Origin of the sequence: Microbacterium sp. P26 (assembly GCF_023712585.1) — a bacterium.
In the GTDB taxonomy this organism is placed as follows: Bacteria; Actinomycetota; Actinomycetes; order Actinomycetales; family Microbacteriaceae; genus Microbacterium; species Microbacterium algihabitans_A.
Genome location: NZ_JAMAXZ010000002.1, coordinates 92,304 through 115,945 on the forward strand (window position 1 = coordinate 92,304; position 23,642 = coordinate 115,945).

A 23,642-nucleotide genomic window follows, 5' to 3' on the forward strand; every position below is an offset into this window, starting at 1 on the left:
GCGGGGGAGAAGGGGTCAGCCGATCGTCACGCCGGTGATCGTGACCGGGTTCGCCGGGGCGCCGTCGGAGGCGCCGCCGGCCGTTCCCGCCTGCGCGATCTTCTGCACGACGGCGAGGCCCTCGGGCGACATCGTGCCGAAGACCGTGTACTTCGGCGGCAGCGGGGTGTCCTCATACACGAGGAAGAACTGCGACCCGTTGGTGTCGGGGCCGGCGTTGGCCATCGCGACCGTGCCGGCGGGGTAGGTCTCGCTGCCGTCGAGCTCGTCGGCGAAGCGGTAGCCCGGACCGCCGCGTCCGGTGCCGGTCGGGTCGCCGCACTGCAGCACGAAGATGCCCTCGGTGGTGAGGCGGTGGCACTCGGTGTTCGAGAAGTACTGCTGCTGCGCGAGGGAGACGAAGCTCTCGACGGTGCACGGCGTGCGCTCGCCCGTGAGGGTGATCGGGATGTCGCCCGCGGAGGTCTGCAGCACGGCGGCGATGTCGCCGGTGGGGCGGTCGGCGCCGTCGGCGGGCGGGGTCGCATCGGCCGCGGCCTGACCCGACGCCGCGTACGAGCAGTCGCCCGACGCGACGCTCGAGGCGGGAGCGGGAGCCGCATCGCCGGAGGTGCCCGACGCGCATCCGGCGAGCAGGAGCAGGGCGGAGGCGGCCAGGGCCGCGGACGTCAGTCGTGTACGCACGCGTCCTAGGGTAGGCGTCGCAGGCGTCAGGTCGTCTACGTGCTCGGCATCCGGATGCCGCGTGCCCGCCCGATCGCGACCACCCCGAAGGCCAACGCGATGATGGCGACGGCGATCACGATGATGTAGACCACCACGCTCCCCCACCCGCCGGAGTTCGGGTCGAGGAAGGGGTAGGGGTACCAGTACGGCGCACCCGTCGTGGGGTTGGTGATCATCGGTGCGCGCAGCAGCGTGTAGACGATCCACACGATCGGGAAGATCGCCGCGCCGAAGGCAGCAGCCCAGGCCAAGCGGCGTCGGCCGGGCCCGAGGAGCACGTCGAGCAGGAGGAACAGCGGCCCCCACACGTGCAGGATCTCGTTCGACCAGCCGACGGTGTCGGGCTGCAGGGGGAGTCCGCGCAGCAGCAGGTTGTAGACGATGCCGGTGACGATCATGTACGTCGAGACGAAGGCGAGGGCGGTCGCGAGCCCCGCGGGATCGACCTCGACGCGGCGTCGCCGGGCGAAGAACCGCACGCCCAGCAGCACCAGCACGATCGCCGCCGACACGTTCGAGAGGATCGTGAAGAAGCTGAAGAAGTTGGCGACCACCGTCGCGGTGTCGCGACCTCGAGCGAGGGCCTCGTTGAACGTCGAGACGAACTGCGCCACGACCGCGACGGCGATGAGCGCGGCGATCGCCACGCGCGCCGCGTTCCAGCCGGTGGCCCATCCCCGAGAGCGGATCATGCGCCCAGGCTAGCGAGATGCGCGCCCGGTGTGCCGGGGTTGCGCGGGGCCGTGTCGGACCCGCTCGATAGGATGAGGTGTACCGCCGGACAACATGCGAGGAGCACTCATGCCCGGAATCGTGATCGTCGGCGTCCAGTGGGGCGACGAAGGCAAGGGCAAGGCCACCGACCTGCTCGGTGAGCGCACCGACTGGGTGGTGAAGTTCAACGGCGGCAACAACGCCGGTCACACCGTCGTCATCGGCGACGAGAAGTACGCGCTCCACCTGCTCCCCAGCGGCATCCTGTCTCCGGGCGTCAACCCCGTGATCGGCAACGGCGTCGTCGTCGACCTCGAAGTGCTCTTCAACGAGCTCGAGGCGCTCAACGCGCGCGGCCTCGACACGAGCCGCCTGAAGATCAGCGCCAACGCGCACATCATCACGCAGTACCACCGCACGCTCGACAAGGTCACCGAGCGCTTCCTCGGCAAGCGCATGATCGGCACCACCGGTCGCGGCATCGGTCCGGCCTATGCCGACAAGATCAACCGCGTCGGCATCCGCGTTCAAGACCTCTTCGACGAGAACATCCTGCGTCAGAAGGTCGAGGGTGCCCTCGACCAGAAGAACCACCTGCTGGTGAAGATCTTCAACCGCCGGTCGATCACGGCCGACGAGGTCGTCGACGACCTGCTGTCGTACGCCGAGCGCGTGCGCCCCATGGTCGCCGACACGTCGCTGCTGCTCAACGACGCTCTCGAAGCGGGCGACGTCGTGGTGTTCGAGGGCGGCCAGGCCACCATGCTCGACATCGACCACGGCACCTACCCGTTCGTGACCTCGTCGTCGGCGACCGCCGGCGGCGCCTCGACCGGCTCGGGCGTCGGCCCCAACCGCCTCGACCGCATCGTGGGCATCGTCAAGGCCTACACGACGCGCGTCGGCTCCGGACCCTTCCCGACCGAGCTGTTCGACGAGAGCGGCGACTGGCTGCGCTCGCGCGGCTTCGAATTCGGCACGACCACCGGTCGCCCCCGCCGTGTCGGCTGGTACGACGCGCCCATCACGCGCTACGCGACGCGCATCAACGGCATCACCGACCTCGTGCTGACCAAGCTCGACATCCTCGGCGGTCTCGAGCAGATCCCCGTGTGCGTCGCCTACGACGTCGACGGCGTTCGATACGACGACCTCCCGGTCAACCAGACCGACTTCCACCACGCGAAGCCGATCCTCGAGAACTTCCCCGGGTGGAGCGAAGACATCTCGTCGGCCCGCACGTTCGACGACCTGCCGCAGACCGCGCAGGACTACGTGCTGGCGCTCGAGAAGATGAGCGGAACCCGCATCTCGGTCATCGGCGTGGGCCCCGCCCGCGACCAGGTGATCGTGCGCCACGACCTCATCGACTGATGCGCTTCTGGGTCGGCGCGTACGCCTCCGACGCGGGCTCGGCCGAGGGCATCGGCGTCCTGCAGGCGGGCGAGGCCGACGCGCAGAGCGCCGGTGGCCCGCTGGGCATGGTCGGCACGGCCGTGGCCGCGCCCGGCTCGCCGTCGTGGATCGCGGCGCACCCGACGCACGACCTTCTCTACGCGGCCCTCGAGTCGGACGGCACGGTGCAGGCCTACCGGCGGACGTCCGAGACGCGGCTCGCGGCGGTCGGCGCGCCCGTCGACGCGGGTGCCGCGGTGTGCCACGTGGCCGTCTCTCCCGACGCGTCGTTCCTCATCGCGAGCTGCTGGGGCGACGGTCGCATCGTGCGCATCGACCTCGACGCCGTCGGGCGACCCTCCCGCCCGCAGATCGCCGCCGAGGCGGTCGACCCGTACGGCTCGTCGACCGAGGGTCCGACCCTGTCGACGGGCGCACGCGTCTCGGGGGCGGTCGTGCCCGATCTGGCCGCGGCCGCGCGCGCGGTGCGCGAAGCGGTCGGCGAGGAGTTCTCGCACCTCGTGCCCGGCTACGACGACGTGCCCGAGACGGATGCCGAGTCGGAAGAGGCTCTCGCGGGTGATCGCGTCTCGCGAGCCCACCAGGCCACCTTCCTGCCGGGCGGCCTCATCGCCACCACCGACATGGGGCTCGACCTCGTGCGGTTCTGGCGCTCCGGCGCCCAGGGCCTGCGTCTCATGCAAGAGGTCGTGTTACCGAAAGGCAGCGGACCACGACACGGTCTGTGGCATCCGTCGGGCTTCTTCTACGTCGTGACCGAGTTGAGCCGCGAGGTCTTCGTGCTGGGCGCCGACCGCGAGGGACGCTGGAGCGTCGTGTCGGGGGAGCCGCTGCTCGGTTCGCTCGAGACCGACACCGCCGCAGAGCTGAGCATGGGCCGCGACGGGACGACGCTGTACGCCGGCGTGCGCGGCAGCGACACCGTCGGCGTGCTGTCGGTGCGCGGCGGCGGCGAAGCCCTGCAACTGCTCGCGCTCGCCGAGACCGGCACGCACTGGCCCCGACACCACGTGGTGGTCCACGACACGCTGCTCGTCGCGGGTCAGCTCGCCGACGAGATCGTCTCGCTCCCGCTCGACGCCCGCACCGGGGTCCCCGATCGCGTACGACACCGCACGCCGTCGCCGTCGCCGACGCGGCTGCTGCCCCGGCGCTGAGCCTGCGCGCGCTCTGGTCGCGCTCGGGCTACTTCTTCGCGTCCTGGCGGGGGATGACGATCTGCTTGATGATCAGCAGAACCGAGGCCGTCACCGGGATCGCGACGAGGGCGCCGAGCAGTCCGAGCAGCGTGCCGCCGACGAGTGCGCCGATGACGACGAGCGCGCCGGGGATCGAGATCGTGCGGTTCATGACGCGAGGCGTGAGGATGTATGCCTCGACCTGCATGTAGGCCAGATAGATCACCGCGAACCACAGACCGGCCGTCGGGCTCACGAGCAGAGTGAACAGCGTCGCCGTCGCCCAGAAGAGCACCGATCCGACGAGGGGGATCAGCGTGATGCCGAAGGCGAGGGCCGCGAGCAGGGCGGCGAACGGCTGCTGCAGGATGGTCAACACGATGAACGCGAACACCGCGTTGCACAGGGCCAGCACGACCATGCCGGCGAGGTAGCCACCGACCGAGTCGGTGATCTGCCCGGTCATGTCGGCGACGGTTTCGCGGCTTCGAGCGGGGCTGAGGCGCACGAGGGTGTTCTTCATCTTCGGCAGCGAGGCGAGGAAATACAGGCTCAACACCAGCACGATGATCGCGCCCGAGATGAACTCGCCGATCCCGATGCCGACCTGCAGCAGGCCGCCGCCGATCGCGGCGATGTTCGACGGGTTCGTGGCGAAGTTCTGGATCTCTTTGAGGATGTCGCCCAGGCTGTCGCCGAAGTTGGTCTCGACCCAGCGCACCGCCTCGCTGTCGATCAGGTCGTTCACGAACGAGGGGATGTCCCCGACGAACTGCTCGACCTGCCGCACGACCGGCGGGATCAGCAGCCAGAGCGCCCCCGCGAGGATGACGGCCAGGCCACCGAACACGATGACGATCGACCACGCGCGCGAGAGCCCGCGGCGCACGAGGAGGCGCACGAGGGGGTCCAGCGCGAGGGCCACGAACAGCGCGATCGCGATGTAGATGAGCACCGTCGAGAGCTGGCCGAGAGCCAGGGCGAGAAGGAACGCGGTCAGACCGCCGAGCGTGAGGAAGAAGCCCGCCGCGTAGGGTCGTGACAGCGCCGACCACATCGGTCGGTCGCGCGAGGTGGACGCCCCGGCGTCCGCGCCTTCGGCGGTGGGGTCGGGGCGCGTCGATCGGCTCATGGTGCCACTGTAGGACTCCCTGGGAGCCGCGCTCGGGGGCGCGCGCGGCGCGGTAGGGTCGAGGCGATCTGGGAGGCCACATGACCGACGCCGACGCTTCGACCATCCTGCAGGGGCTGCGGGGCAGCATCGACAACATCGACGCCGCGCTGATCTTCCTCTTGGCCGAACGCTTCCGCTGCACCAAGCAGGTCGGCGTGCTCAAGGCGAAGCACGGCATGCCGGCATCCGACCCCGCCCGTGAAGAGCAGCAGATCGCGCGTCTGATGCGTCTGGCCGAAGACGCCGAGCTCGATCCGGTCTTCGCCGAGAAGTGGTTCAACTTCGTCGTGGCCGAGGTCATCCGCCACCACCGCTCGGCCGCAGAGCAGCCCGCCGCCGACTGACGCCGCGCCCGGTTGGCCCTCCCGCCGGGCGCGACGGGTTCCAGATGCCACATCCCCGGGCCTTCGCGCAAGGGGCGTCGCAACACGCCCGGGCCTCGTGCCGCGACGGTCGACCCCCACTGACGGAGCGCACCGGTTCACACGTGCGCGCGTGCCACACGGCATCCGCTATTTCAAGCCGACCGGGGATTTGCCAGGCGATCCATGGCATGAAACGTTGGTGGAGGCCCTTGACGGGGCCGCCCACCCGACCAGTCCGCGGTCGCCGGTGACGACTCGGGGGAGTCGACCCGGTGAGCGTACGGTCGGCGGCCTGGGCACCGGACCCGATGTTCGGTGCCGACGTGCTCCGCCCCCCGGAGAGCGCCGACGGCTGCCACCCGGGCGTGACCGCTGCGGCCACCCGAAGGCCGCTGAGGTGCACACAGTGACCCACCCGCCTGCCCTATCGACACCCGCCCTCGCGGCGAAGAACCTGTTCAAGGTCTTCGGCCGCGCTCCCCAGGCCGCCGTCGAGAAACTCCGCGCCGGTTCCTCGCGCAGCGAGGTCTCCGAGCAGGGGACCGCCGCCGTGATCGACGCCAGCTTCGAGGTCCAGCCCGGCGAGATCTTCGTCATCATGGGCCTGTCCGGCTCCGGCAAGTCCACGATCATCCGCATGCTGAACGGCCTGCACGAGGCCACCGCGGGAACCGTCGAGGTGCAGGGCGATGCCCTCACCGGCGTGAGCTCGTCGCGTCTGCGCTCGCTGCGCCGCGATCGTCTCGCGATGGTCTTCCAGCACTTCGCGCTCCTCCCGCACCGTACGGTCGCGGCCAACGTCGCCTACCCGCTCGAACTGCGCGGCGTCGGCAAGGCCGAGCGTCTCGCCAAGGCGAACGAGATCCTCGCCCTCGTGGGACTCGAGGGCTGGGGCGACAAGCTCCCCTCCGCGCTGTCGGGGGGAATGCAGCAGCGCGTCGGCATCGCCCGCGCCCTCGCCGCCGACACCGACGTGCTCCTGATGGACGAGGCGTTCAGCGCCCTCGACCCGCTCATCCGCCGCGAGATGCAGGAGCAGCTGCTCGAGCTGCAGCGCACGCTGAAGAAGACGATCGTCTTCATCACCCACGACCTCAACGAGGCCATGTTCCTCGGCGACCGCATCGCGGTCATGCGCGACGGGCGCATCGTGCAGATCGGCACGCCCGAAGACATCCTCACCGACCCGGCCAACGACTACGTCGAGCAGTTCGTGCAGGACGTCGACCGTGCCCGCGTGCTCACCGCGGGCAACGTCATGGAGCGTCCGCGTCCGCGCGTCGAGGCCTCGGCCGGTCCGCGCACGGCCCTGCGCCAGATGCGCGACGCCTATATGTCGGCCGTCTACGTCACCGACCGCGATCGCAAGCCGCTCGGCATCATCACCGACCGCGACGCGATCACGCTCGTGCGCGCCGGCGAGAGCTCGCTGCTGTCGAAGCTCAAGCCGCTGCCGCAGAGCGTGCACGAAGACGAGGTGCTGATGAATCTGTTCGTCCCCTCGGTCGAGTCGCCGCTCCCGCTGGCCGTGCTCGACACCGAGGGCCGCTTGAGCGGCGTCATCCCGCGCGTCACTCTGCTCGCCGCTCTCGGCCCGGGACCCACCTCGACCGAGGAGCTCACCGTGCTGCCCCAGCCCCTGCCCTCCGCCGAGATCGACGCGGTGCTCGATGCGCCGGATGCCACGTCGCCCGAGAACCAGGAGGTCGCCCGATGAACGGCTTCCGCATTCCCGTCGGCGTGTGGGTCGATTCCGGAGTCGACTGGCTCCGCGACAACCTCTCGGGCCTGTTCGACGTGATCGCCCTCGTGGTGCGCTTCCTCGTCGGCGGCCTCAGCGACGTGCTGCTCGCCGCGCCCATCGTCGTGGTCATCGTGGTGGCGGCTCTGCTCGCCTGGCTCCTGCGCTCGTGGAAGCTCGCACTCGGCACCGTGATCGGGTTCGCCCTGATCCTTGCGATGGGCCAGTGGGTCACCGCGATGCAGACCCTCGCGCTCGTGCTGGTGGCGACGGTCGTCGCCGTGGCGATCTCGGTGCCGCTCGGCATCTGGTCGGCGCGCAACTCCACGGTGCGGGCCGTGCTGAAGCCGATCCTCGACTTCATGCAGACGATGCCCGCGTTCGTCTACCTCATCCCCGCCATCACGTTCTTCAGCATCGGCGTCGTGCCGGGTGTCGTGTCGACCGTGATCTTCGCGCTGCCCCCCGGCGTGCGTCTGACCGAGCTCGGCATCCGGGGCGTCGACTCCGAGACCGTCGAGGCGGGTCACGCTTTCGGCGCCACCCCGGGCCAGATCCTGCGCGGCATCCAGCTGCCGCTCGCGATGCCCACGATCATGGCCGGCATCAACCAGGTCATCATGCTGGCGCTGTCGATGGCGGTCGTCGCCGGCATCGTCGGAGCCGACGGCCTCGGCAAGGAGGTCGTCGAGTCGATCTCGACCGTCAACCTGCCTAAGGGCGTCGAAGCCGGCCTGAGCGTCGTCGTGCTCGCGGTGTACCTCGACCGCCTCACCGCCGCGCTCGGCAACCGCGCCGACAACACCGGATCGCTGCTCGGTGTGCTGGGCCGTCGCCGCGCCGCGCGTGCGGCAACCACTCCGGCCTCCGAGTCGACGGATGCCGCGCAGCCTGCGGACCGCGAGCAGACCCCGACCCGCCGCACCCCGGTGTCGGCCGGGCGCTGAGCTCCGGCATCCGCCCCCTTCTTCTCCGCGTGAGGGGTCATCTTCTGTCGCTCAGGCCTGCGCCAGGCGACAGGAACCGACCCCCCACGCGGGGAGGCACCTACGGAATCACATACGAAACGGAAGAGAACACAGCAATGAACAAGCGACACCTCACCTCAGCCCTCGCCCTCGGAGCCGTGGGCGCCCTCGCCCTCGCGGGCTGCGCCAGCGGAAACCAGGCCGAAGGCGGCACCGGCGGCGACGGCGAGAAGGGCACGATCACGCTCGGCTTCCTGCCCTCGTGGACCGACGGCCTGAGCACGGCGTACCTGCTCGAAGACCAGCTGGGCAAGCTCGGCTACAACGTCGAGATGCAGACGCTCACCGAGGCCGGCCCCCTGTACACCGGTCTCGCCCAGGGCGACGTCGACATCTACCCCTCGGCCTGGCCCGAGCTCACGCACAAGTCGTACATGGACCGCTACGGCGACAAGATCGAAGACCTCGGCGCGTACTACGACAACGCCAAGCTCACGATCGCGGTGCCCAGCTACGTCGACATCGACTCGATCGAAGAGCTCAAGGCCAACGCCGCACGCTTCGACGGCCGCATCTACGGCATCGAGCCGGGAGCCGGTCTGACGAAGCAGACGCAGGAGACCATGCTGCCCGGCTACGGCCTCGACGGCGACTTCGAGCTCGTCACCTCGTCGACCGCGGCGATGCTCACCGAGCTCGACAACGCCATCTCGGCGCAGAAGGACATCGCCGTCACGCTGTGGCGTCCGTTCTGGGCCAACGACGCCTACGACGTGAAAGACCTCGAAGACCCCCAGGGTCTGATGGGCGACCCCGAGGCGCTGCACTTCCTCGGCACGGCGGGCTTCGCCGAGAAGTACCCGGATGCCGCTGAGCTCATCGAGGGCATCCAGCTCGACGACGAGCAGTACGGCTCGCTCGAAGACCTCGTCGTCAACGAGTACGGCGAGGGCCGCGAGGCGGAGGCCGTCGACGCGTGGCTCGAGAAGTACCCCGAGGCGTTCTCGACGCAGCGCGACTGACGCGTTCCGCCCGAAGCCCCCTCCGCCGTCTCGCGGAGGGGGCTTCGTCGTGTCAGCCGATCGCGTGCGCCCCCGTGAAACGCGTGATGAAACCGGGGTGACCGGCGGGCATGGCCAGCACCGAGTCGGGCGCGCGTCCGGCCAGTTGCGGGAAGCCGGAGTCGGCGACGAGGTCATCGTCGAGCGCCTCGAGCTCGGCGGTCACCAGGGGCCAGGGCTCGTGCGCGTTGGCCGCCCAGATCGTGCGGCCGAGGTGTCGCTCGTGGAACCCCCACCGCGCGGTGAGGAAGCGCGACAGCGGAGTGTCGACCGTCTCGGTGCCGAGGGCCGCCCGCACCCGGGTCGACGGATGCCGACCCCCGTGGCGCCGCGAGCGGTACTCGATCCGTGCGCCGTCGGTGCGCACCCCCGCCCGCGCCCAGCGGTAGGGCAGGCCGAACAATGCCTGCGCCGCGAGCACCGGGGCGAGGTGCTCAGCCTCGAGCGTGCGGAACACGACCCCGCGACGCCCCTCATCATCGACGGCGTAGGTGCGCACGTTGATCTCGGTGAACGAGCCCACGAACGGCACCGGGGGCAGCGGAAGGAACCGGAACTCGCTCAGCACGAACGGCACGAGGCCGACCCACGCCGAGCCGTCGTGCACATCAGGGCGCGTGCCCGGCGGGAGCAGGAGGGCGACCTCCGCCGGATCGATGCGCCAGTGAACGAAGATCGCGCGGTTCCAGCGCTGCGCGATGACGGCGCGTCCGGGCAGGTCGGGGGCGTGGCGCTTGGTGATCACCGGGACAGTCTGGCCCCGGCCCCTTTTCGCGGGGGGACACTGGACACATGGCCTCGTCATCTGCTGCGGATCCCCGCCTCGTGGCATCCATTCGCGAACTGCTCGCCGCGCGCGACGCCGACAAGACCATCTGCCCCTCCGAGGCCGCGCGAGCGGTCGGCGGCGACGAGTGGCGCGACCTCATGCAGCCCGCGCGCGACGCCGCGCACGCGCTGGTCGAGCTCGGCGAGGTCGAGGTCACGCAGAAGGGCGAGGTGGTCGACGTGACCACGGCGCGGGGGCCGGTGCGTATTCGGCGGGTGCGCTGACAGGGGCGGCCGCTCCGATTCACCCCGTGAATCGGGTTCGCATGCCTGCTGAGGGCCGCCGGGGGGCCGACGACCCCGATGAGCCCCGTGCGGCGGTCGCTCAGGCGGCGGAGCCCGGCGCCGCCTCGGGCGAGGGTCCGGATGCCGGGGGCGAGGTGCGCTCGCGCGGAAGCTCGAGCGCGACCTTCTTCTCGAGCACGTCGACGGCGTCGTCGGACAGCAGAATGAGGCCGTCGAGCTCTTCGCGCACGCGGCGGTAGGCGAGCTGTCGCTCGTTGCGGGTCGCGGCTTGGTCGGTGGCGACCGTGAGCAGCTTCTTCGCGGTGTCGAGGCGTTTGCGCTCGTCGGCGGTGAAGGCGGCGTCTTTCACGCGGCGGGCGTCGCGCTCGGCCACGTCGAAGGCGACCTCGTAGTCGGTGACGGCGTCGCGGTACTCCTTGAGCTGATCCGGCGAGAGGATCTCGCCGTCGGCGGGACGCAGGTTGTCGGCGACCTTCTTCGCGCGCAGGAAGGCGGCCGTGAGGGGCTGCCGGCCGTCGCTCATCGCGGGGTAGCTGATGAGCTTCGCGGCATCGAGCTCGTATTCGAGCCACCGATGCGTCACCTCGTCTTGAGCGGCGATGACGCGCTTCTGCGTGCTCTCGGTGGGGGCGACGGATGCCGCGGCGATCGGCGCGGCCGCGCCAGCACCGCCGGCGGCCGAGACGGCCATTGTTCCGCCCTGCGCCTTCAGCAGTTCGAGCTGCTCGCGGTGGCGACGCCGAGCAGTGACTTCGCGATGCTTCACGCGCGCATTGATGGCGCCCATCGTCATCCCGAACACCGGGAACACGAGCCACCAGTAGTGCCCGGCGAAGATCCAGAACTCGTTCACGGCGCCATGCTACGCCGCTGTTCTCGGCCTCTCTCAGGAAGCGGGCGGGCGCGGCCGGTCTCGTGCGGGAGGCGGCCAGACAGAGCCGTCTTGCGGCCGGGGGGCCTCGGCATCCGGAGTCTTCTTCTGCGCGCGCTTGGCGCCGCGCTCACTCCAGGTGCGAGCGGCTGCCCGACCGACCGACTCCATCGACCGTGCGAGGGCGCGCTGCGCCGTCTCGGCGAGGTCGGATGCCATGCGGCCCCACGCGTCGTCGGCCTCGAGCCGCGGCTGCTCTCCGCCACGGCGCGCGGCCCGCTCCGCGCGATCGAAGGCGTGGGCGGTGCGGCGCACGGCGTCGCGATAGGCGAGGAAGTCGGCGGGAGCCAGGCGGGTCTGCACCGAGGCCGGCCGGAGCCACTGCGCCCGCTCGTGCGCGCGGAGGAACTCCGCGAGCAGGGGGGAGCGCGAATCGCTCATCTGGGGGTAGTCGATCGCGAGGGCCGGGTCGGTCTCGTACGTCATCCAGCGCATCAGGATCGCGTCGTGCTCGGCGAGCAGCCGCGCGACGGGCAGGGGCGCGCTGCCCGAGCGGATCGCCGGGAGCATCGCCTTCGCCGCCTTCACGCCCGCGCGGCGGGCGCGCACCTCGGCCATCGCCGCGCGCAGGTCGCGCTGCGCGTCGGCGAGTCGTGCCCGGGCGGCCGCCACCTGGTCGTTCGAGACGCGCGATGCCGCGCGCTCGGCCTGCGCGCGCACGACCTCGGCGTCGGCGACCTTGATCTCGGCGCGACCGCGCATGACCGCCGTGCGGGCGGTCTGCAGGTCGAGCGTCGCCGCGTCGAGCTCGAGCCGGCGGGCGGCCGACTTGCCCAGCGGACGCGAGGCCCACGCACGGGCGGCGCGATCGGTGGTGGTCGTGGTGCCGGCGGGAAGCGCGCGATGGCGTGAGCGGCGCACGCCGATCCAGCCGACGGTGCCCGCACCGGCCGCTGCGGGGCCGATCCACCACCAGTCGACCAACAGGGCCATCAGCGGTTCCACGTGCCCATGCTACGACGGGCCTCCGACACCACGCTGGGCGTCAGGCCGGAATCCGCAGGAGTGGTCCCGTCTCCGTCGCGCCGCCCGAGCACGCGAGGGCCACCGCTCCGAACGGACGGTCAGCGGGGATGTGAGATCGTGGGGCAGTGAGACAGGGACGACGCACAGGCCGGCCGGCCGCGATGACGCGACCCCGCGTCCTGCTCACACCGGGCCGGGTGATCACCCTCGCGTTCGGCGTCGTCCTCGCCATCGGAACCGGCCTGCTGAGCCTGCCCGCAGCCACGCAGGAGCGGTCGGCGACCTTCATGGAGGCCCTCTTCACCGCGACGAGTGCGCTTTGCGTCACCGGGCACATCGTCGTCGACACCCCGAACTTCTGGTCGCCGTTCGGTCAGGTGGTCATCATGGTGCTGATCCAGGTCGGCGGCTTCGGCGTCATGTCGCTCGCGACTCTGCTCGGGCTGCTCGTGGCGCGCCGGCTCGGGCTGCGCACACGACTCACCGCCGTGAGCGAGACCCACACCGTCGCCGTCGGCGACGTGCGCCGCGTGCTGCTGGGCGTCGCGGTCATCGCCCTGGCCACCGAGGCGGTCGTGGCGCTGCTGCTCGCCGGTCGGTTCTGGCTGGCCTACGACCAGTCGCTGCCGCACGCGCTGTGGCTGGGGGCGTTCCACGCGGTGTCGTCGTTCAACAACGCCGGCTTCGCCCTGTTCAGCGACAGCCTCATCTCGTTCGCGACCGACCCGTTCATCTGCCTGCCGATCTGCGGGGCGATCATCCTCGGCGGCCTCGGCTTCCCCGTGATCATGGAGCTGTGGCGACGGTTCCGCTTTCCCCGGCGCTGGACGCTGAACACCGTCACGGTGCTCGTCGGCACCGCCGTGCTCCTCGTCGGCGGGGCCGTCGTGCTGACGGCCCTCGAGTGGTCGAACCCAGCGACGCTCGGCGCCCTCGACCCGGGCGGGCGCGTGCTCGCCGGCTTCACGATGTCGGTCATGCCGCGCACCGCCGGCTTCAACTCGATCGACGTCTCGCAGATGATGCCCGAGAGCTGGTTCGTCACCGACATCCTCATGTTCATCGGCGGCGGGCCCGCGGGAACCGCGGGTGGACTCAAGATCACCACGTTCGCGGTGCTGCTCTTCATCGTGCTGGCGGAGCTGCGCGGCGCGACCGCGGTCAACATGTTCGGCAAGCGTCTGCCGCGCTCGACCCACCGCGAGGCGCTCACGGTCGCCCTGCTGTCGGTGGCCCTCGTCGTCGGCTCGACCCTCGCGATCATGCTCCTGAGCCCCTTCAGTTTCGACCGCGTCTTCTTCGAGGTGGTGTCGGCGTTCGCGACGGTCGGCCTGTCGACCGGGATCACCGCGGACCTGCCCGGGCTGGCCCAGCTCATCCTGATCGCCCTGATGTTCATCGGCCGACTCGGCCCCGTCCTGCTCGGCGCCGCCCTGGCGCTGTCGCGGGAGAAGCGCATGTACGAACTCCCGAAGGAGCGTCCGATCATTGGATAACGCGAATCCGTTCTTCAGCCGTCGCCGACTGCGCGGAAGCACCGCGTCGTCGATCGCGGTCATCGGCCTCGGCCGTTTCGGCGGTGCCCTGGCGACCGAGCTCGCCCGCAGCGGCAGTGAAGTGCTCGGAATCGACACCGACGAAGACATCGTGCAGTCGCTGAACGGCGTACTCACGCATGTCGTGCGCGCCGACTCGACGAAGCAGGTCGCCCTGGAGCAGCTCGGCGTCGCCGACTTCGACCGCGTGGTGGTGGGCATCGGCTCCGACATCCAGGCGAGCATCCTCACGACCTCGTTGCTCAAGCGCATGGGGGCCCGCTCGATCTGGGCGAAGGCGATCAGCGAGCAGCACGGACTGATCCTCGAGCAGCTCGGCATCGAGCACGTCGTCTACCCCGAGGCCGACATGGGACGCCGTGTCGCGCACCTCGTGCGGGGCTCGATGCTCGACTACGTCGAGTTCGACCGGGATCTCGTCGTCGCCAAGACCGTCGCGCCGAGCGAGCTCGTGGGTCAGAGCCTCGAGCAGTCCGCGGTCCGGCGCCGGCACGGCGTGACGATCGTCAAGGTCCGCGGCGCCGACGGCGAATGGCACGCTGCGGGCGCGGCATCCGTCATCCACGAGGGCGATCTGCTCATCGTGATCGGCCCGGTGGAGAAGACGGAGCGCTTCGCGGCACTCGCCTGACGGGTCGAGCGGCCCCGATCGGACTTCGACCGTCGTCGGGCTGGCCGTGTCAGGGTGGACCCCATGATCAGCCGCCTCGACCCGCGCGCCTCCGCTGACGAGCTCGACGACCTGCGACGGCGCATCGCCGCGACCCGGTGGCCCGACGACGTGGGCGACGACTGGTCGCGCGGCACGCGTCCCTCGGCCTTGCGCCGCGTACTCGACGCCTGGGTCGACTTCGACTGGGGCCGCGTCGAGCAGCGGCTGCGTGACGAGCAGCACCTGCTCGTCGGCGACCCGGGACGCCGCGTGCACCTGTGGCGCTCGGGCACGCCCGGTGCGCCGGCGATCGTGCTCATCCACGGCTGGCCCGACAGCTTCGTGCGCTTCCGCGGAGTGGTCGAGCACCTCGCCGACCTCGACGTGATCGTGCCCAGCATCCCCGGCTTCGGGTTCAGCGACCCGGCGGGTCGCGACGAGGGCGGCCCGCGCTGGAACGCCGAGCGCGTGCTCGCGGCGCTCGACGATATCGGCGTGCAGTCGTTCGCGGTGCACGGCGGCGACCTCGGCACCGCCATCGCCGACCAGATCGCCTCGCTCGCCCCCGACCGCGTGACGGGTCTGCACCTCTCCGACGTACCGCTCTGGCACACGATCGACGACGACGATCTGTCGGCCGAAGAGAAGGAGTGGGCGGATGCCGCTGCCGCCTGGGAGGTCACGGAGGGGGCCTACGCCGCCGAGCAGCGCACGAAGCCGCAGACCCTCGCCGCCGCGCTCACCGACTCGCCGGCGGGACTCGCGAGCTGGTACCTCGAGAAGTTCCAGGCCTGGGGCGACGGCGACGTGTTCGAACGCATCCCCCTCGAGCTGATCCTCGAGAACCTGTCGGTGCACTGGTTCACCCGCACGGCCGGCAGCGCCGCCCGCGTGTACTTCGACCGACGGCGCTTCCCGCCGGCCGGCCGGGTGAGCGTGCCGACGGCGTTCGGTCTCTTCCCCCACGACCTCGATCACGGGGTCGAGTCGTTCGCCCGGCGCTGGTATCCGACCGTGCGGTTCACGCGCTTCCCCTCGGGCGGGCACTTTGGCGCGATGGAGCACCCCGCGATGCTCGCCGCCGACCTCCGCGCCCTGCTCGAGAACGCGTGAGGGGTCATCTTCTGTCGCCGCGGCGCTCGCCAGGCGACAGGAGATGACCCCTCACGCGGGGATCGCGGTGCTCAGCCGAGGATCAGCGAAATCACCGTGGCACCGCCGCCGGTGAGCACGAGCGCGCCGATCACGACCCACGCGGTGATCTTGACGCGCTTCTGACGCTTGTCGCTGAACACGGTCATGTCGTCGTCTTCGTCGGTCATCGCGCGTCTCCTCTCGTCGTTGCGGGGTGCGGGGCAGGGCCGGGGCCCGGGGCTCAGGCCACCGGCTCCGACACGGTGGGCCCGAAGACCGCGGGCAGCGTCTCGTTCGACAGGCGGCGCAGTTCCGAGACGGGGACGGTGAAGACGTCCTGGATCTCGAGGGTGGCCTCGGTGCCGGGCTCGATGTCGGTCACGCCGATGCGCAGCACCGGGTAGCCGCGGCCGTCGCAGAGTCCGCGGAACTTCACGTCTTCTTCGCGGGGCACGCTGACCAGCACGCGGCCGGTCGACTCGCTGAAGAGGGCGGCCGTGGCATCCACTCCGTCGCGCTCCATGAGCTCGGTGATCCAGACGCGCGCGCCGACGCCGAAGCGCATGACGCCCTCGGCGAGGGTCTGCGCGAGACCGCCCGATGACAGGTCGTGCGCGCTCGAGACCAACGACTGGGATCCTGCGGCCTGCAGCAGCTCGGCGAGCTTGCGCTCCATGGCGAGGTCGACCTTCGGCGGGCGTCCGCCGAGGTGGTCGTGGATCGTGCCGGCCCACTGCGAGCCGTCGAGCTCGTCGGCGGTCACACCGAGCAGGTAGAGGTTCTCGCCGGCGTCCTGCCAGCCGCTGGGGATGCGGGCCGCGACGTCGTCGATGATGCCCAGGACGCCCACGACGGGGGTCGGGTGGATCGGCTGGTCACCGGTCTGGTTGTAGAACGAGACGTTGCCGCCCGTGACCGGGATGCCGAGCTCGAGGCAGCCGTCGCTCAGGCCCTCGACGGCCTGGCTGAACTGCCACATGACCTCGGGATTCTCGGGACTGCCGAAGTTGAGGCAGTCGGTGACGGCGGTGGGCACGGCACCCGTGACGGCGACGTTGCGGTACGCCTCGGCGAGGGCGAGCTTCGCGCCGTTGTAGGGGTCGAGCTGGTTGTAGCGCCCGTTGCAGTCGGTCGCGATCGCGAAGCCGAGACCGGTCTGCTCATCGACGCGGATCATGCCGGCGTCGTCGGGGAAGCTCAGCGCCGTGTTGCCGAGCACGTAGTAGTCGTACTGGTTCGTGATCCAGGAGGTGTCGGCGAGGTTGGGGCTCGCGACGAGGGTCGTGAACTGGTCGCGGAGGGTGTCGGCATCCGTCGCCCGTTCCAGCTTCGCGGCGCTGTCGTCGTTGAGCGCGTCGATCCACGTGGGGTATGCAACCGGACGCTCGTAGACGGGTCCGTCGACCGCGACGGTCGAGGGGTCGACGTCGACGATGCGCTCGCCGTACCAGTCGATGACGAGGCGGCCGTCTCCGGTGACCTCGCCGAGCACGCTGGTCTCGACGTCCCACTTGCCGACGACGGCGAGGAACGCGTCGAGCTTCTCGGGCGCGACGATCGCCATCATGCGCTCCTGCGACTCCGACATGAGGATCTCTTCGGGCGTCAGCGAGGGGTCGCGCAGCAGCACCTTCGACAGCTCGACCTTCATGCCGCTGTCGCCGTTGGCCGCGAGCTCGCTCGTGGCGCACGAGATGCCCGCGGCCCCGAGATCCTGGATCGCCTCGACCAGGTCGTCGCGGTACAGCTCGAGGCAGCACTCGATGAGCACCTTCTCGGCGAACGGGTCGCCCACCTGCACCGCGGGGCGCTTGGTGGGTCCGCCGTCGGCGAAGGTGTCGGATGCCAGGATGCTCGCGCCGCCGATGCCGTCGCCACCCGTGCGGGCCCCGAACAGCACGACCTTGTTGCCCACGCCGGTGGCGTTGGCGAGCTTGATGTCTTCATGGCGCATGACGCCCACCGCGAGGGCGTTCACGAGCGGGTTGCCCTGGTAGACCGCGTCGAACACGGTCTCACCACCGATGTTCGGCAGGCCCAGGCAGTTGCCGTAGAACGAGATACCGCTGGTCACGCCGTGGACGACGCGCGGGGTGTCGGGGTGGTCGATCGCGCCGAAGCGCAGCTGGTCCATGACCGCGACCGGGCGCGCGCCCATCGAGATGATGTCGCGCACGATGCCGCCGACACCGGTGGCCGCGCCCTGGAAGGGCTCGATGTAGCTGGGGTGGTTGTGCGACTCGACCTTGAAGGTGACCGCCCAGCCGTCGCCCACGTCGACGACGCCGGCGTTCTGACCCATGCCGACCATGAGGCGGGTCTTCATCTCGTCGCTGACCTTCTGGCCGAACTGACGGAGGTAGATCTTGCTCGACTTGTAGGAGCAGTGCTCGCTCCACATGACCGAGTACATCGCGAGCTCGCCGCTGGTGGGGCGGCGACCCAGGATCTCGCGGATCTTCGCGTACTCGTCGCTCTTGAGACCGAGGGCGCCGTAGGGCTGCTCTTTCTCGGGCGTGGCGATCGCGTTGTCGACGGTGTCCGCAAGAGCGGTACGGGCGGCGGGGTTCGGGGTGGTCACGCGGCTGAGCTCCAAGATCGCAGGGGCCGGACGCCAGTCAGTCTAGTTGGGACCGCCGACATGCCCGGGGCCGCCGGCAGCCGGGGGGCACAACCTCAGCGATCCGCGGAAAGTCGGCCGGGTTCACCGCATTCGGGCTGAGGATGTGCGGATCGCCGAGGTGATGCGGCGGCTCGGGCAAGATGGACGGGGCTGCGCCGTCAGCAGTCCGCTGAGAGGACGCCCATGCGCATCGTCATCGCCCCCGACAAGTTCAAGGGCACGCTGACCGCGCGAGAGGCGGCGGATGCCATGGCCCTGGCCGTGCGCGATCGGTGGCCCGGCGCCGAGATCGCGATCGTGCCGATGGCCGACGGCGGAGACGGAACGCTCGACGCGCTCGGCGGGGCCAACGTGCACGATGAGGTGACCGGACCGCTCGGCGAACCCGTGCACGCGGCCTGGCGCCTCGACGGCCGAGCCGCCGTGATCGAGTCGGCAGCGGCATCCGGACTCGTCCTCGCCGGAGGAGCGGAGGGCAACGACCCTTGGGGCGCGACGACGCGGGGCGTCGGTGAGCTCATCGGGCTCGCGCTCGACTCGGGGTCGATCCGCATCGTGGTGGGCACGGGCGGCGTGGCTGCGACCGACGGCGGCCGCGGGGCGATCGAGGCGCTCGGCGACCATGTGCCGTTCGCTCCCGGGCAGGTGACGGTGCTCACCGACACGACCACGACGTTCGTGCACGCGGCCGAGGTGTTCGGCCCGCAGAAGGGCGCCGACGCCGAACTCGTCGCGCGCCTGACGGAACGGTTGCGGGCGGATGCCGCGGACTGGGCCGAACGCTTCGGACTCGACGTCTCGGTCGTGCCGAGGTCGGGGGCCGCCGGTGGTCTCTCGGGCGCCCTTCTCGCGGCCGGCGCCGAGGTCGTCGACGGTGCGGCCTTCGTCGCGGAGGCCCTCGAGCTGAGCGAAGCGCTCGCCGAGTCGGACCTCGCCCTCACCGGGGAGGGCGCCTTCGATGCCACGAGCCTTGCGGGCAAGGGGCCGGGGCACGTGCTCTCGGTCGCCGCGCGCCACCGGGTGCCGGCGGTCGTCATCGCAGGTGACGTCGCCCCGGATGCCGTCGGCTCGCGCGTCTTCTCGATGAGCGAGGTCGTGGGCGTCGAACGCTCGCTCGCCGACGCCGCCGACGCGCTGCGCGTCACGACGACGCAGGCCCTCTGGCAGCTCGACCTCTGAGCGGGGCGGGGGCTCGAGACGAGGGTGGGTTCGCGGGGTGAGGGTTCGCTCCCCGGCGGGCGAGGACGGGGTCGAGTCCGGTCTCACCGTCGTGTGCGACGGATGTCGCTTGCCTGTCCTGCGCTCGAACTGCCCCCGCCACCAGGCGGGCGGACAGGCCTTGGGCGCGGTCGGTCAGGAAGCCTCGAACGACACCGCGGACCTCTTTGCCCGATCGGGCCGACTGCGCCGTGATGCCGGTCAGCGCGGGGCGACGCCGACGACCACTCGTGGGGTCGTGGGCTGCGTGCGGCCGCTAGTGTCGCGTCATGGTCTCCTCTGTGCCCCCGACGCGAACGAGCACGCTCGCGCTGGTCGGCTTCATCGCGGCGTTCCTCGTGCCCATCGCCGGGCTGGTGATCGGCATCATCGCGCGCAATCAGCTCGGCCGCCCCGGCAACACCGAAGGGGGAGCGGGGTTCGCCCGATGGGCCATGGTCATCGGGGCGCTCGGAACAGCGGGCAACCTGCTCTTCATCGTGATCTGGGCCTCGTTCATGGCCCGCGCGTTGTCGTCGATCTGAGGCGTCCGTCGACGTAGACGATCTCGCGCGCCCACCGGCCACGGCGGAGAAAAGCCCGCAGGCCCGTCGCGCCGAAACCATCCGATTCCGGCGCGACTCTCCGATCCTGTTGCGTCTGCGCGGCGTCAGGCCGTCTTCGCGATGCGCACCCGGATGTCCTTCATCAGCGGCTGGTCGCTCTGACGGCTGTAGTCGTCGGGGCCGAGCAGCACGTTCATCTCGGGGAAGTACCCGGCGGCGCTGCCGCGCGGGGTGTCGTACTCCAGCGCGCGGAACGCCGTGACGCTGCGCACCGAGCCGTCGCGGGAGGTGGCGACGATGTCGACGAGGTCGCCCTCGGCGATGCCGCGCTCCTTCATGTCACGCCGGTTCATGAACACGAGCTCGCGGATGTTGCGCACGCCGCGGTAGCGGTCGTCGGCCGAGTAGATGGTGGTGTTCCACTGGTCGTGCGAGCGCATGGTCTGCAGCACCAGCACGTCGGCCTCTTCGGGGATGACATTCGGCAGCTCGGCGTGCGAGAACTCGGCTTTGCCCGACGGCGTCTGGAAGTCGCGCTCGCGCGCGGGTTGCGGGATGCGGAAGCCGTAGGGCTGGCGCACCAACTGGTTGAAGCCCTCGAAGCCGGGCAGCGCCTTGGCCATCGTGTCGCGGATGCGGTCGTAGTCGCCGACGTACCACTCCCACGGCGTCGCCGACTCGGGCATCGTCGCGCGGGCGATGCGCGCGATGATCTCGGGCTCGCTCAGCAGGTGCGGGGAGGCGGGCTTGCGAGAGCCGAGCGAGAGCATGACGGAGCTCATGGCATCCTCGGTCGAGATCGACTGGGGCCCGGACTCCTGCTCGTCGCGCTCGGTGCGGCCGAGGCACGGGAGGATCAGCGCCGCCTTGCCGTGGGTGAGGTGGCTGCGGTTGAGCTTCGTGCTCACGTGCGCGGTCAACTCGCAGCGTCCCATGCCCTCGGCGGTGAGCTTGGTGTCGGGAGCAGCCCGCACGAAGTTGCCGCCCATGCCCAGGAAGACCCTGAGGTCGCCACGGTGCAGGGCCGCGACCGTGTGCACGGTGTCGAGGCCGGGCTCGCGGGGCGAGGTGATGCCGCAGACCTCGTCGAGCGTGGCGAGCCAGTCCTCGGTGGGCTTGTGGTTGATGCCGCACGTGCGGTTGCCCTGCACGTTGCTGTGGCCGCGCACGGGCGAAGGGCCGGTGCCCTTCCGTCCGACATTTCCGCGCAGCAGCAGCAGATTGACGATCTCGCGCACGGTGTCGACGCCGTGCTGGTGCTGGCTGACGCCGAGGCACCAGCTGATGACGCAGCGCTCCGAGGCGAGGTACACCGACGCCGCTTGGCGGATCTCGGTCTCGGTGAGACCCGCCTGCTCGACCAGCTCGGCCCACGACGTCGACTCGACCATCGCGCGGTACTCGTCGAGTCCGCTCGTGTACTGATCGAGGAACGCCTGATCGATCGCGGTGGGGTCGGTCGCCGAGGCCTCGAAGACCACCTTGGCCATGCCGCGGATGAGGGCGAGGTCGCCGCCGGGGCGCACCTGCAGGTTCATCGTGCTGGTCGGGGTGGAGTGGAAGGTCGCCATGTCGACGATCTCGTGCGGCACGATCGTGCGGGTGCCGGCGACCTCGCGCAGCGGGTTCACGTGCACGACCTGTGCGCCGCGGTCGATCGCCTCGGCGAGGCTGGTGAGCATGCGCGGGGCGTTCGAGGCCGCGTTGACGCCGAGGATGAACAGCGCGTCTGCGTTCTCCCAGTCCTCGAGGTCGGCGGTGCCCTTGCCGGTGGCGAGGGACGCCGTGAGCCCACGACCCGAGCCCTCGTGGCACATGTTCGAGCAGTCGGGGAGGTTGTTCGTCCCGAGCTCGCGCGCGAACAGCTGGTAGAGGAACGAGGCCTCGTTGCTGAGGCGCCCCGACGTGTAGAAGACCGCCTGATCGGGGGATTCCATCGCGGTGAGGTGCTGCGCGATCATGCGGAACGCGTCGTTCCACGAGATCGGCACGTAGTGGTCGGTCTCGGCGTCGTAGACCATCGGGCCGACGAGGCGACCGGCGTCCTCGAGCTCGAAATCGCTCCAGCGCGACAGCTCGCTCACGGAGTGTTCGGCGAAGAACTCCTTGCCGACCCTCTTGTGCGTCATCTCCCACGTGACGTGTTTAATGCCGTTCTCGCAGATGTCGAGGGTCACGCCCTTGTCGTCGGGCCAGGCGCACCCGGGGCAGTCGAAACCGCTCTTCGGGTGGTTCATCGTGAACATCGCCTTGGTGCCCGCGATTGGCTGGCGCTGTTCGTACAGCACCTTGCCGACGGTGAGCGCGGCGCCCCAGCCGGCGGCCGGGTGCTCGTAGGGACCGGTGCTCGACCAGTCGCCCTCGACCTGCGGGCCGAGGCCCCCCTGGCGCGGTTCTTCGGTCATCAGTCCGAACGACTCACCCATTTCAGTCCCTCCGATGGTCGTGGCGCCGGGCCCCTGGCATCCGGTCGTCGTCAGCGTACGCTCGCGAGATCGGTCGTCGCGGGGGTTGTGGACGGTGCGATGATGCGATCCGTCCGCGTGTACAGGTTCATGCTGTTGCCCCGCACGAAAGCGGCGAGGGTGAGACCGGCGCGCTCGGCGAGCTCGATCGCGAGCGATGAGGGCGCCGACACGGCGGAAAGCATCGGGATGCCGGCCATCACGGCCTTCTGCACGAGTTCGAAGCTCACGCGGCCCGACACCTGTAGAACGGTGCCGCGCAGCGGAAGGCGATCGTTCAGCAGAGCCCAGCCGACCACCTTGTCGACGGCGTTGTGGCGCCCCACGTCTTCGCGCGCCACGAGCAGCTCGCCCGTGGCGACATCGAACAGGGCGGCCCCGTGCAGACCACCGGTCTTGTCGAACGTCTTCTGCTGCTCGCGCAGGCGATCGGGGAAGGACGCCACCGCGTGGGCCGACACCGTCAGCGGGTCGGTCGAGACGTCGTACGTCGAGACCTTCTCGACGGCGTCGATCGATGCCGTTCCGCACACCCCGCACGAACTCGTCGTGTAGAAGGAACGCGCGATGTCGGTGGAGGGGAGCTCGACGCCCGGCGCGAGGGTCAGGTCGAGCACGTTGTAGGTGTTGCCGTCGGCTCCGCCCGTTCCGGGACCGCCGCAGTGGATCGCCCGGGCGAACTGCTCGCCGCGGCTGATGACGCCTTCCGACACAAGGAAACCGGCGGCGAGTTCGACATCGTGGCCGGGCGTGCGCATCGTCACCGACAACGGTGTTCCGGCGACGCGGATCTCGAGCGGTTCCTCCACCGCCACGGCATCCGGTCTCTGCCTGTTGACGCCGTCGAGGGTGAGACGCGTGACGCGACGGGAGGCGGTGAGACGGCCCATGTCAGGACCTGGCCGCGAGCGAGATGGGGGTCATGGGTCGAGCGTACGCCCGCGTTCGGGCTCGACGGTCGACGGAAAGCTCGTCGATTCCGCGCGATTCCGCGGCGCGGGGCCTCAGGCGGTGGGACCGCGCTCATCCTCGGAATCCTGCGGAATCTGGCCTTTCCCATTCTGTCGAATACAGATTTTTCGGGATTTTTCAAGTGCGGCGTGACGATTCCTCCACCCAGTACGTCTTAGTCATG

Annotated in this window: 22 protein-coding genes; 12 read left to right on the top strand and 10 right to left on the bottom strand. The window is 70.3% G+C overall.

Annotation, left to right across the window (positions count from 1 at the left end; all coding sequences use genetic code 11):
• Positions 1-15 precede the first annotated feature (15 nt).
• Both M3667_RS04035 and M3667_RS04040 read right to left on the bottom strand, forming a co-directional pair.
• Positions 16-684 carry a peptidylprolyl isomerase gene (locus M3667_RS04035; RefSeq protein ID WP_251505263.1) on the bottom strand — a complete coding sequence of 223 codons (669 nt, stop codon included), beginning with the start codon at positions 682-684 and terminating at the stop codon, positions 16-18.
• Between the two features lie 35 nt (positions 685-719).
• Positions 720-1,418: a Pr6Pr family membrane protein gene (locus M3667_RS04040; RefSeq protein WP_251505266.1), complete on the bottom strand. Its 699-nt coding sequence runs from the start codon at positions 1,416-1,418 to the stop codon at positions 720-722.
• 109 nt (positions 1,419-1,527) lie between these two features.
• Between M3667_RS04040 and M3667_RS04045 the strand changes: the two genes are divergently transcribed.
• Together M3667_RS04045 and M3667_RS04050 are read left to right on the top strand one after the other, a co-directional pair.
• The gene (locus M3667_RS04045) at positions 1,528-2,814 is read left to right on the top strand and encodes an adenylosuccinate synthase (RefSeq protein ID WP_251505281.1); all 1,287 of its coding nucleotides are present in this window, start codon (positions 1,528-1,530) and stop codon (positions 2,812-2,814) included.
• Positions 2,814-4,013 (top strand): beta-propeller fold lactonase family protein, encoded by a 1,200-nt coding sequence (locus tag M3667_RS04050; protein WP_251505282.1) that lies wholly within the window; start codon positions 2,814-2,816, stop codon positions 4,011-4,013. The genes M3667_RS04045 and M3667_RS04050 overlap by 1 nt, the downstream gene beginning before the upstream one ends.
• A 28-nt stretch (positions 4,014-4,041) precedes the next feature.
• Here M3667_RS04050 and M3667_RS04055 read toward each other — a convergent pair whose 3' ends face one another.
• Positions 4,042-5,166, bottom strand: a complete 1,125-nt coding sequence (locus tag M3667_RS04055; protein WP_251505285.1) for an AI-2E family transporter — start codon at positions 5,164-5,166, stop codon at positions 4,042-4,044.
• Positions 5,167-5,246: 80 nt separating this feature from the next.
• Here M3667_RS04055 and M3667_RS04060 point away from each other — a divergent pair, with 80 nt between their 5' ends.
• From M3667_RS04060 to M3667_RS04075, 4 genes are all read left to right on the top strand, one after another.
• Entirely contained in the window at positions 5,247-5,552 is a 306-nt protein-coding gene (locus M3667_RS04060) for a chorismate mutase (protein WP_251505288.1), read from the top strand.
• A gap of 427 nt (positions 5,553-5,979) precedes the next feature.
• A complete protein-coding gene (locus M3667_RS04065) occupies positions 5,980-7,290 on the top strand; it encodes a glycine betaine/L-proline ABC transporter ATP-binding protein (RefSeq protein ID WP_251505290.1) in 1,311 nt (436 codons plus the stop codon).
• Positions 7,287-8,261 carry a proline/glycine betaine ABC transporter permease gene (locus M3667_RS04070; protein ID WP_251505294.1) on the top strand — a complete coding sequence of 325 codons (975 nt, stop codon included), beginning with the start codon at positions 7,287-7,289 and terminating at the stop codon, positions 8,259-8,261. Before M3667_RS04065 ends, M3667_RS04070 begins: the two co-directional genes overlap by 4 nt.
• A gap of 137 nt (positions 8,262-8,398) precedes the next feature.
• Positions 8,399-9,304, top strand: a complete 906-nt coding sequence (locus M3667_RS04075; protein WP_251505297.1) for a glycine betaine ABC transporter substrate-binding protein — start codon at positions 8,399-8,401, stop codon at positions 9,302-9,304.
• Between the two features lie 52 nt (positions 9,305-9,356).
• On the opposite strand, the gene M3667_RS04080 is transcribed toward M3667_RS04075, so the two are convergent.
• Complete coding sequence (locus M3667_RS04080; RefSeq protein WP_251505300.1) at positions 9,357-10,088, bottom strand: DUF2071 domain-containing protein; 732 nt, start codon at positions 10,086-10,088, stop codon at positions 9,357-9,359.
• A 47-nt stretch (positions 10,089-10,135) separates the two neighbouring features.
• Between M3667_RS04080 and M3667_RS04085 the strand changes: the two genes are divergently transcribed.
• On the top strand, positions 10,136-10,396 hold the full coding sequence (locus M3667_RS04085; RefSeq protein ID WP_251505303.1) for a DUF3253 domain-containing protein: 261 nt from the start codon (positions 10,136-10,138) through the stop codon (positions 10,394-10,396).
• A gap of 100 nt (positions 10,397-10,496) precedes the next feature.
• Here M3667_RS04085 and M3667_RS04090 read toward each other — a convergent pair whose 3' ends face one another.
• Positions 10,497-11,270 carry a hypothetical protein gene (locus tag M3667_RS04090; RefSeq protein ID WP_251505305.1) on the bottom strand — a complete coding sequence of 258 codons (774 nt, stop codon included), beginning with the start codon at positions 11,268-11,270 and terminating at the stop codon, positions 10,497-10,499.
• A 33-nt stretch (positions 11,271-11,303) separates the two neighbouring features.
• Positions 11,304-12,293 carry a hypothetical protein gene (locus M3667_RS04095; RefSeq protein WP_251505308.1) on the bottom strand — a complete coding sequence of 330 codons (990 nt, stop codon included), beginning with the start codon at positions 12,291-12,293 and terminating at the stop codon, positions 11,304-11,306.
• 218 nt (positions 12,294-12,511) lie between these two features.
• Between M3667_RS04095 and M3667_RS04100 the strand changes: the two genes are divergently transcribed.
• The 3 genes from M3667_RS04100 to M3667_RS04110 all read left to right on the top strand — a co-directional run bounded on the left by M3667_RS04100 (position 12,512) and on the right by M3667_RS04110 (position 15,635).
• The gene (locus M3667_RS04100) at positions 12,512-13,810 is read left to right on the top strand and encodes a potassium transporter TrkG (RefSeq protein WP_251505310.1); all 1,299 of its coding nucleotides are present in this window, start codon (positions 12,512-12,514) and stop codon (positions 13,808-13,810) included.
• Positions 13,803-14,501 carry a TrkA family potassium uptake protein gene (locus M3667_RS04105; protein WP_251505313.1) on the top strand — a complete coding sequence of 233 codons (699 nt, stop codon included), beginning with the start codon at positions 13,803-13,805 and terminating at the stop codon, positions 14,499-14,501. Before M3667_RS04100 ends, M3667_RS04105 begins: the two co-directional genes overlap by 8 nt.
• Before the next feature lie 63 nt (positions 14,502-14,564).
• Complete coding sequence (locus M3667_RS04110) at positions 14,565-15,635, top strand: epoxide hydrolase family protein (RefSeq protein WP_251505316.1); 1,071 nt, start codon at positions 14,565-14,567, stop codon at positions 15,633-15,635.
• A 71-nt stretch (positions 15,636-15,706) separates the two neighbouring features.
• Here M3667_RS04110 and M3667_RS04115 read toward each other — a convergent pair whose 3' ends face one another.
• A complete protein-coding gene (locus M3667_RS04115; RefSeq protein ID WP_164481587.1) occupies positions 15,707-15,844 on the bottom strand; it encodes a hypothetical protein in 138 nt (45 codons plus the stop codon).
• A 53-nt stretch (positions 15,845-15,897) separates the two neighbouring features.
• Entirely contained in the window at positions 15,898-18,237 is a 2,340-nt protein-coding gene (gene purL / locus M3667_RS04120; protein ID WP_251505319.1) for a phosphoribosylformylglycinamidine synthase subunit PurL, read from the bottom strand.
• 225 nt (positions 18,238-18,462) lie between these two features.
• Here purL and M3667_RS04125 point away from each other — a divergent pair, with 225 nt between their 5' ends.
• Positions 18,463-19,458 carry a glycerate kinase gene (locus tag M3667_RS04125; protein ID WP_251505322.1) on the top strand — a complete coding sequence of 332 codons (996 nt, stop codon included), beginning with the start codon at positions 18,463-18,465 and terminating at the stop codon, positions 19,456-19,458.
• 308 nt (positions 19,459-19,766) lie between these two features.
• Positions 19,767-20,021, top strand: a complete 255-nt coding sequence (locus M3667_RS04130; RefSeq protein WP_251505325.1) for a hypothetical protein — start codon at positions 19,767-19,769, stop codon at positions 20,019-20,021.
• Between the two features lie 125 nt (positions 20,022-20,146).
• On the opposite strand, the gene M3667_RS04135 is transcribed toward M3667_RS04130, so the two are convergent.
• Together M3667_RS04135 and fdhD are read right to left on the bottom strand one after the other, a co-directional pair.
• Positions 20,147-22,468 (bottom strand): FdhF/YdeP family oxidoreductase, encoded by a 2,322-nt coding sequence (locus M3667_RS04135; RefSeq protein WP_251505328.1) that lies wholly within the window; start codon positions 22,466-22,468, stop codon positions 20,147-20,149.
• Between the two features lie 50 nt (positions 22,469-22,518).
• Positions 22,519-23,397: a formate dehydrogenase accessory sulfurtransferase FdhD gene (gene fdhD, locus M3667_RS04140; protein ID WP_251505331.1), complete on the bottom strand. Its 879-nt coding sequence runs from the start codon at positions 23,395-23,397 to the stop codon at positions 22,519-22,521.
• Positions 23,398-23,642 lie beyond the last annotated feature (245 nt).

Coding starts and splice junctions, on each gene's coding strand:
- M3667_RS04050 (WP_251505282.1), top strand. CDS start 2,814: ATGCGCTTCTGGGTCGGCGCGTACGCCTCCGACGCGGGCTCGGCCGAG.
- M3667_RS04130 (WP_251505325.1), top strand. CDS start 19,767: ATGGTCTCCTCTGTGCCCCCGACGCGAACGAGCACGCTCGCGCTGGTC.
- M3667_RS04125 (WP_251505322.1), top strand. CDS start 18,463: ATGCGCATCGTCATCGCCCCCGACAAGTTCAAGGGCACGCTGACCGCG.
- M3667_RS04040 (WP_251505266.1), bottom strand. CDS start 1,418: ATGATCCGCTCTCGGGGATGGGCCACCGGCTGGAACGCGGCGCGCGTG.
- M3667_RS04055 (WP_251505285.1), bottom strand. CDS start 5,166: ATGAGCCGATCGACGCGCCCCGACCCCACCGCCGAAGGCGCGGACGCC.
- M3667_RS04060 (WP_251505288.1), top strand. CDS start 5,247: ATGACCGACGCCGACGCTTCGACCATCCTGCAGGGGCTGCGGGGCAGC.
- M3667_RS04045 (WP_251505281.1), top strand. CDS start 1,528: ATGCCCGGAATCGTGATCGTCGGCGTCCAGTGGGGCGACGAAGGCAAG.
- M3667_RS04110 (WP_251505316.1), top strand. CDS start 14,565: ATGATCAGCCGCCTCGACCCGCGCGCCTCCGCTGACGAGCTCGACGAC.
- M3667_RS04070 (WP_251505294.1), top strand. CDS start 7,287: ATGAACGGCTTCCGCATTCCCGTCGGCGTGTGGGTCGATTCCGGAGTC.
- M3667_RS04085 (WP_251505303.1), top strand. CDS start 10,136: ATGGCCTCGTCATCTGCTGCGGATCCCCGCCTCGTGGCATCCATTCGC.
- fdhD (WP_251505331.1), bottom strand. CDS start 23,397: ATGGGCCGTCTCACCGCCTCCCGTCGCGTCACGCGTCTCACCCTCGAC.
- M3667_RS04135 (WP_251505328.1), bottom strand. CDS start 22,468: ATGGGTGAGTCGTTCGGACTGATGACCGAAGAACCGCGCCAGGGGGGC.
- M3667_RS04075 (WP_251505297.1), top strand. CDS start 8,399: ATGAACAAGCGACACCTCACCTCAGCCCTCGCCCTCGGAGCCGTGGGC.
- M3667_RS04115 (WP_164481587.1), bottom strand. CDS start 15,844: ATGACCGACGAAGACGACGACATGACCGTGTTCAGCGACAAGCGTCAG.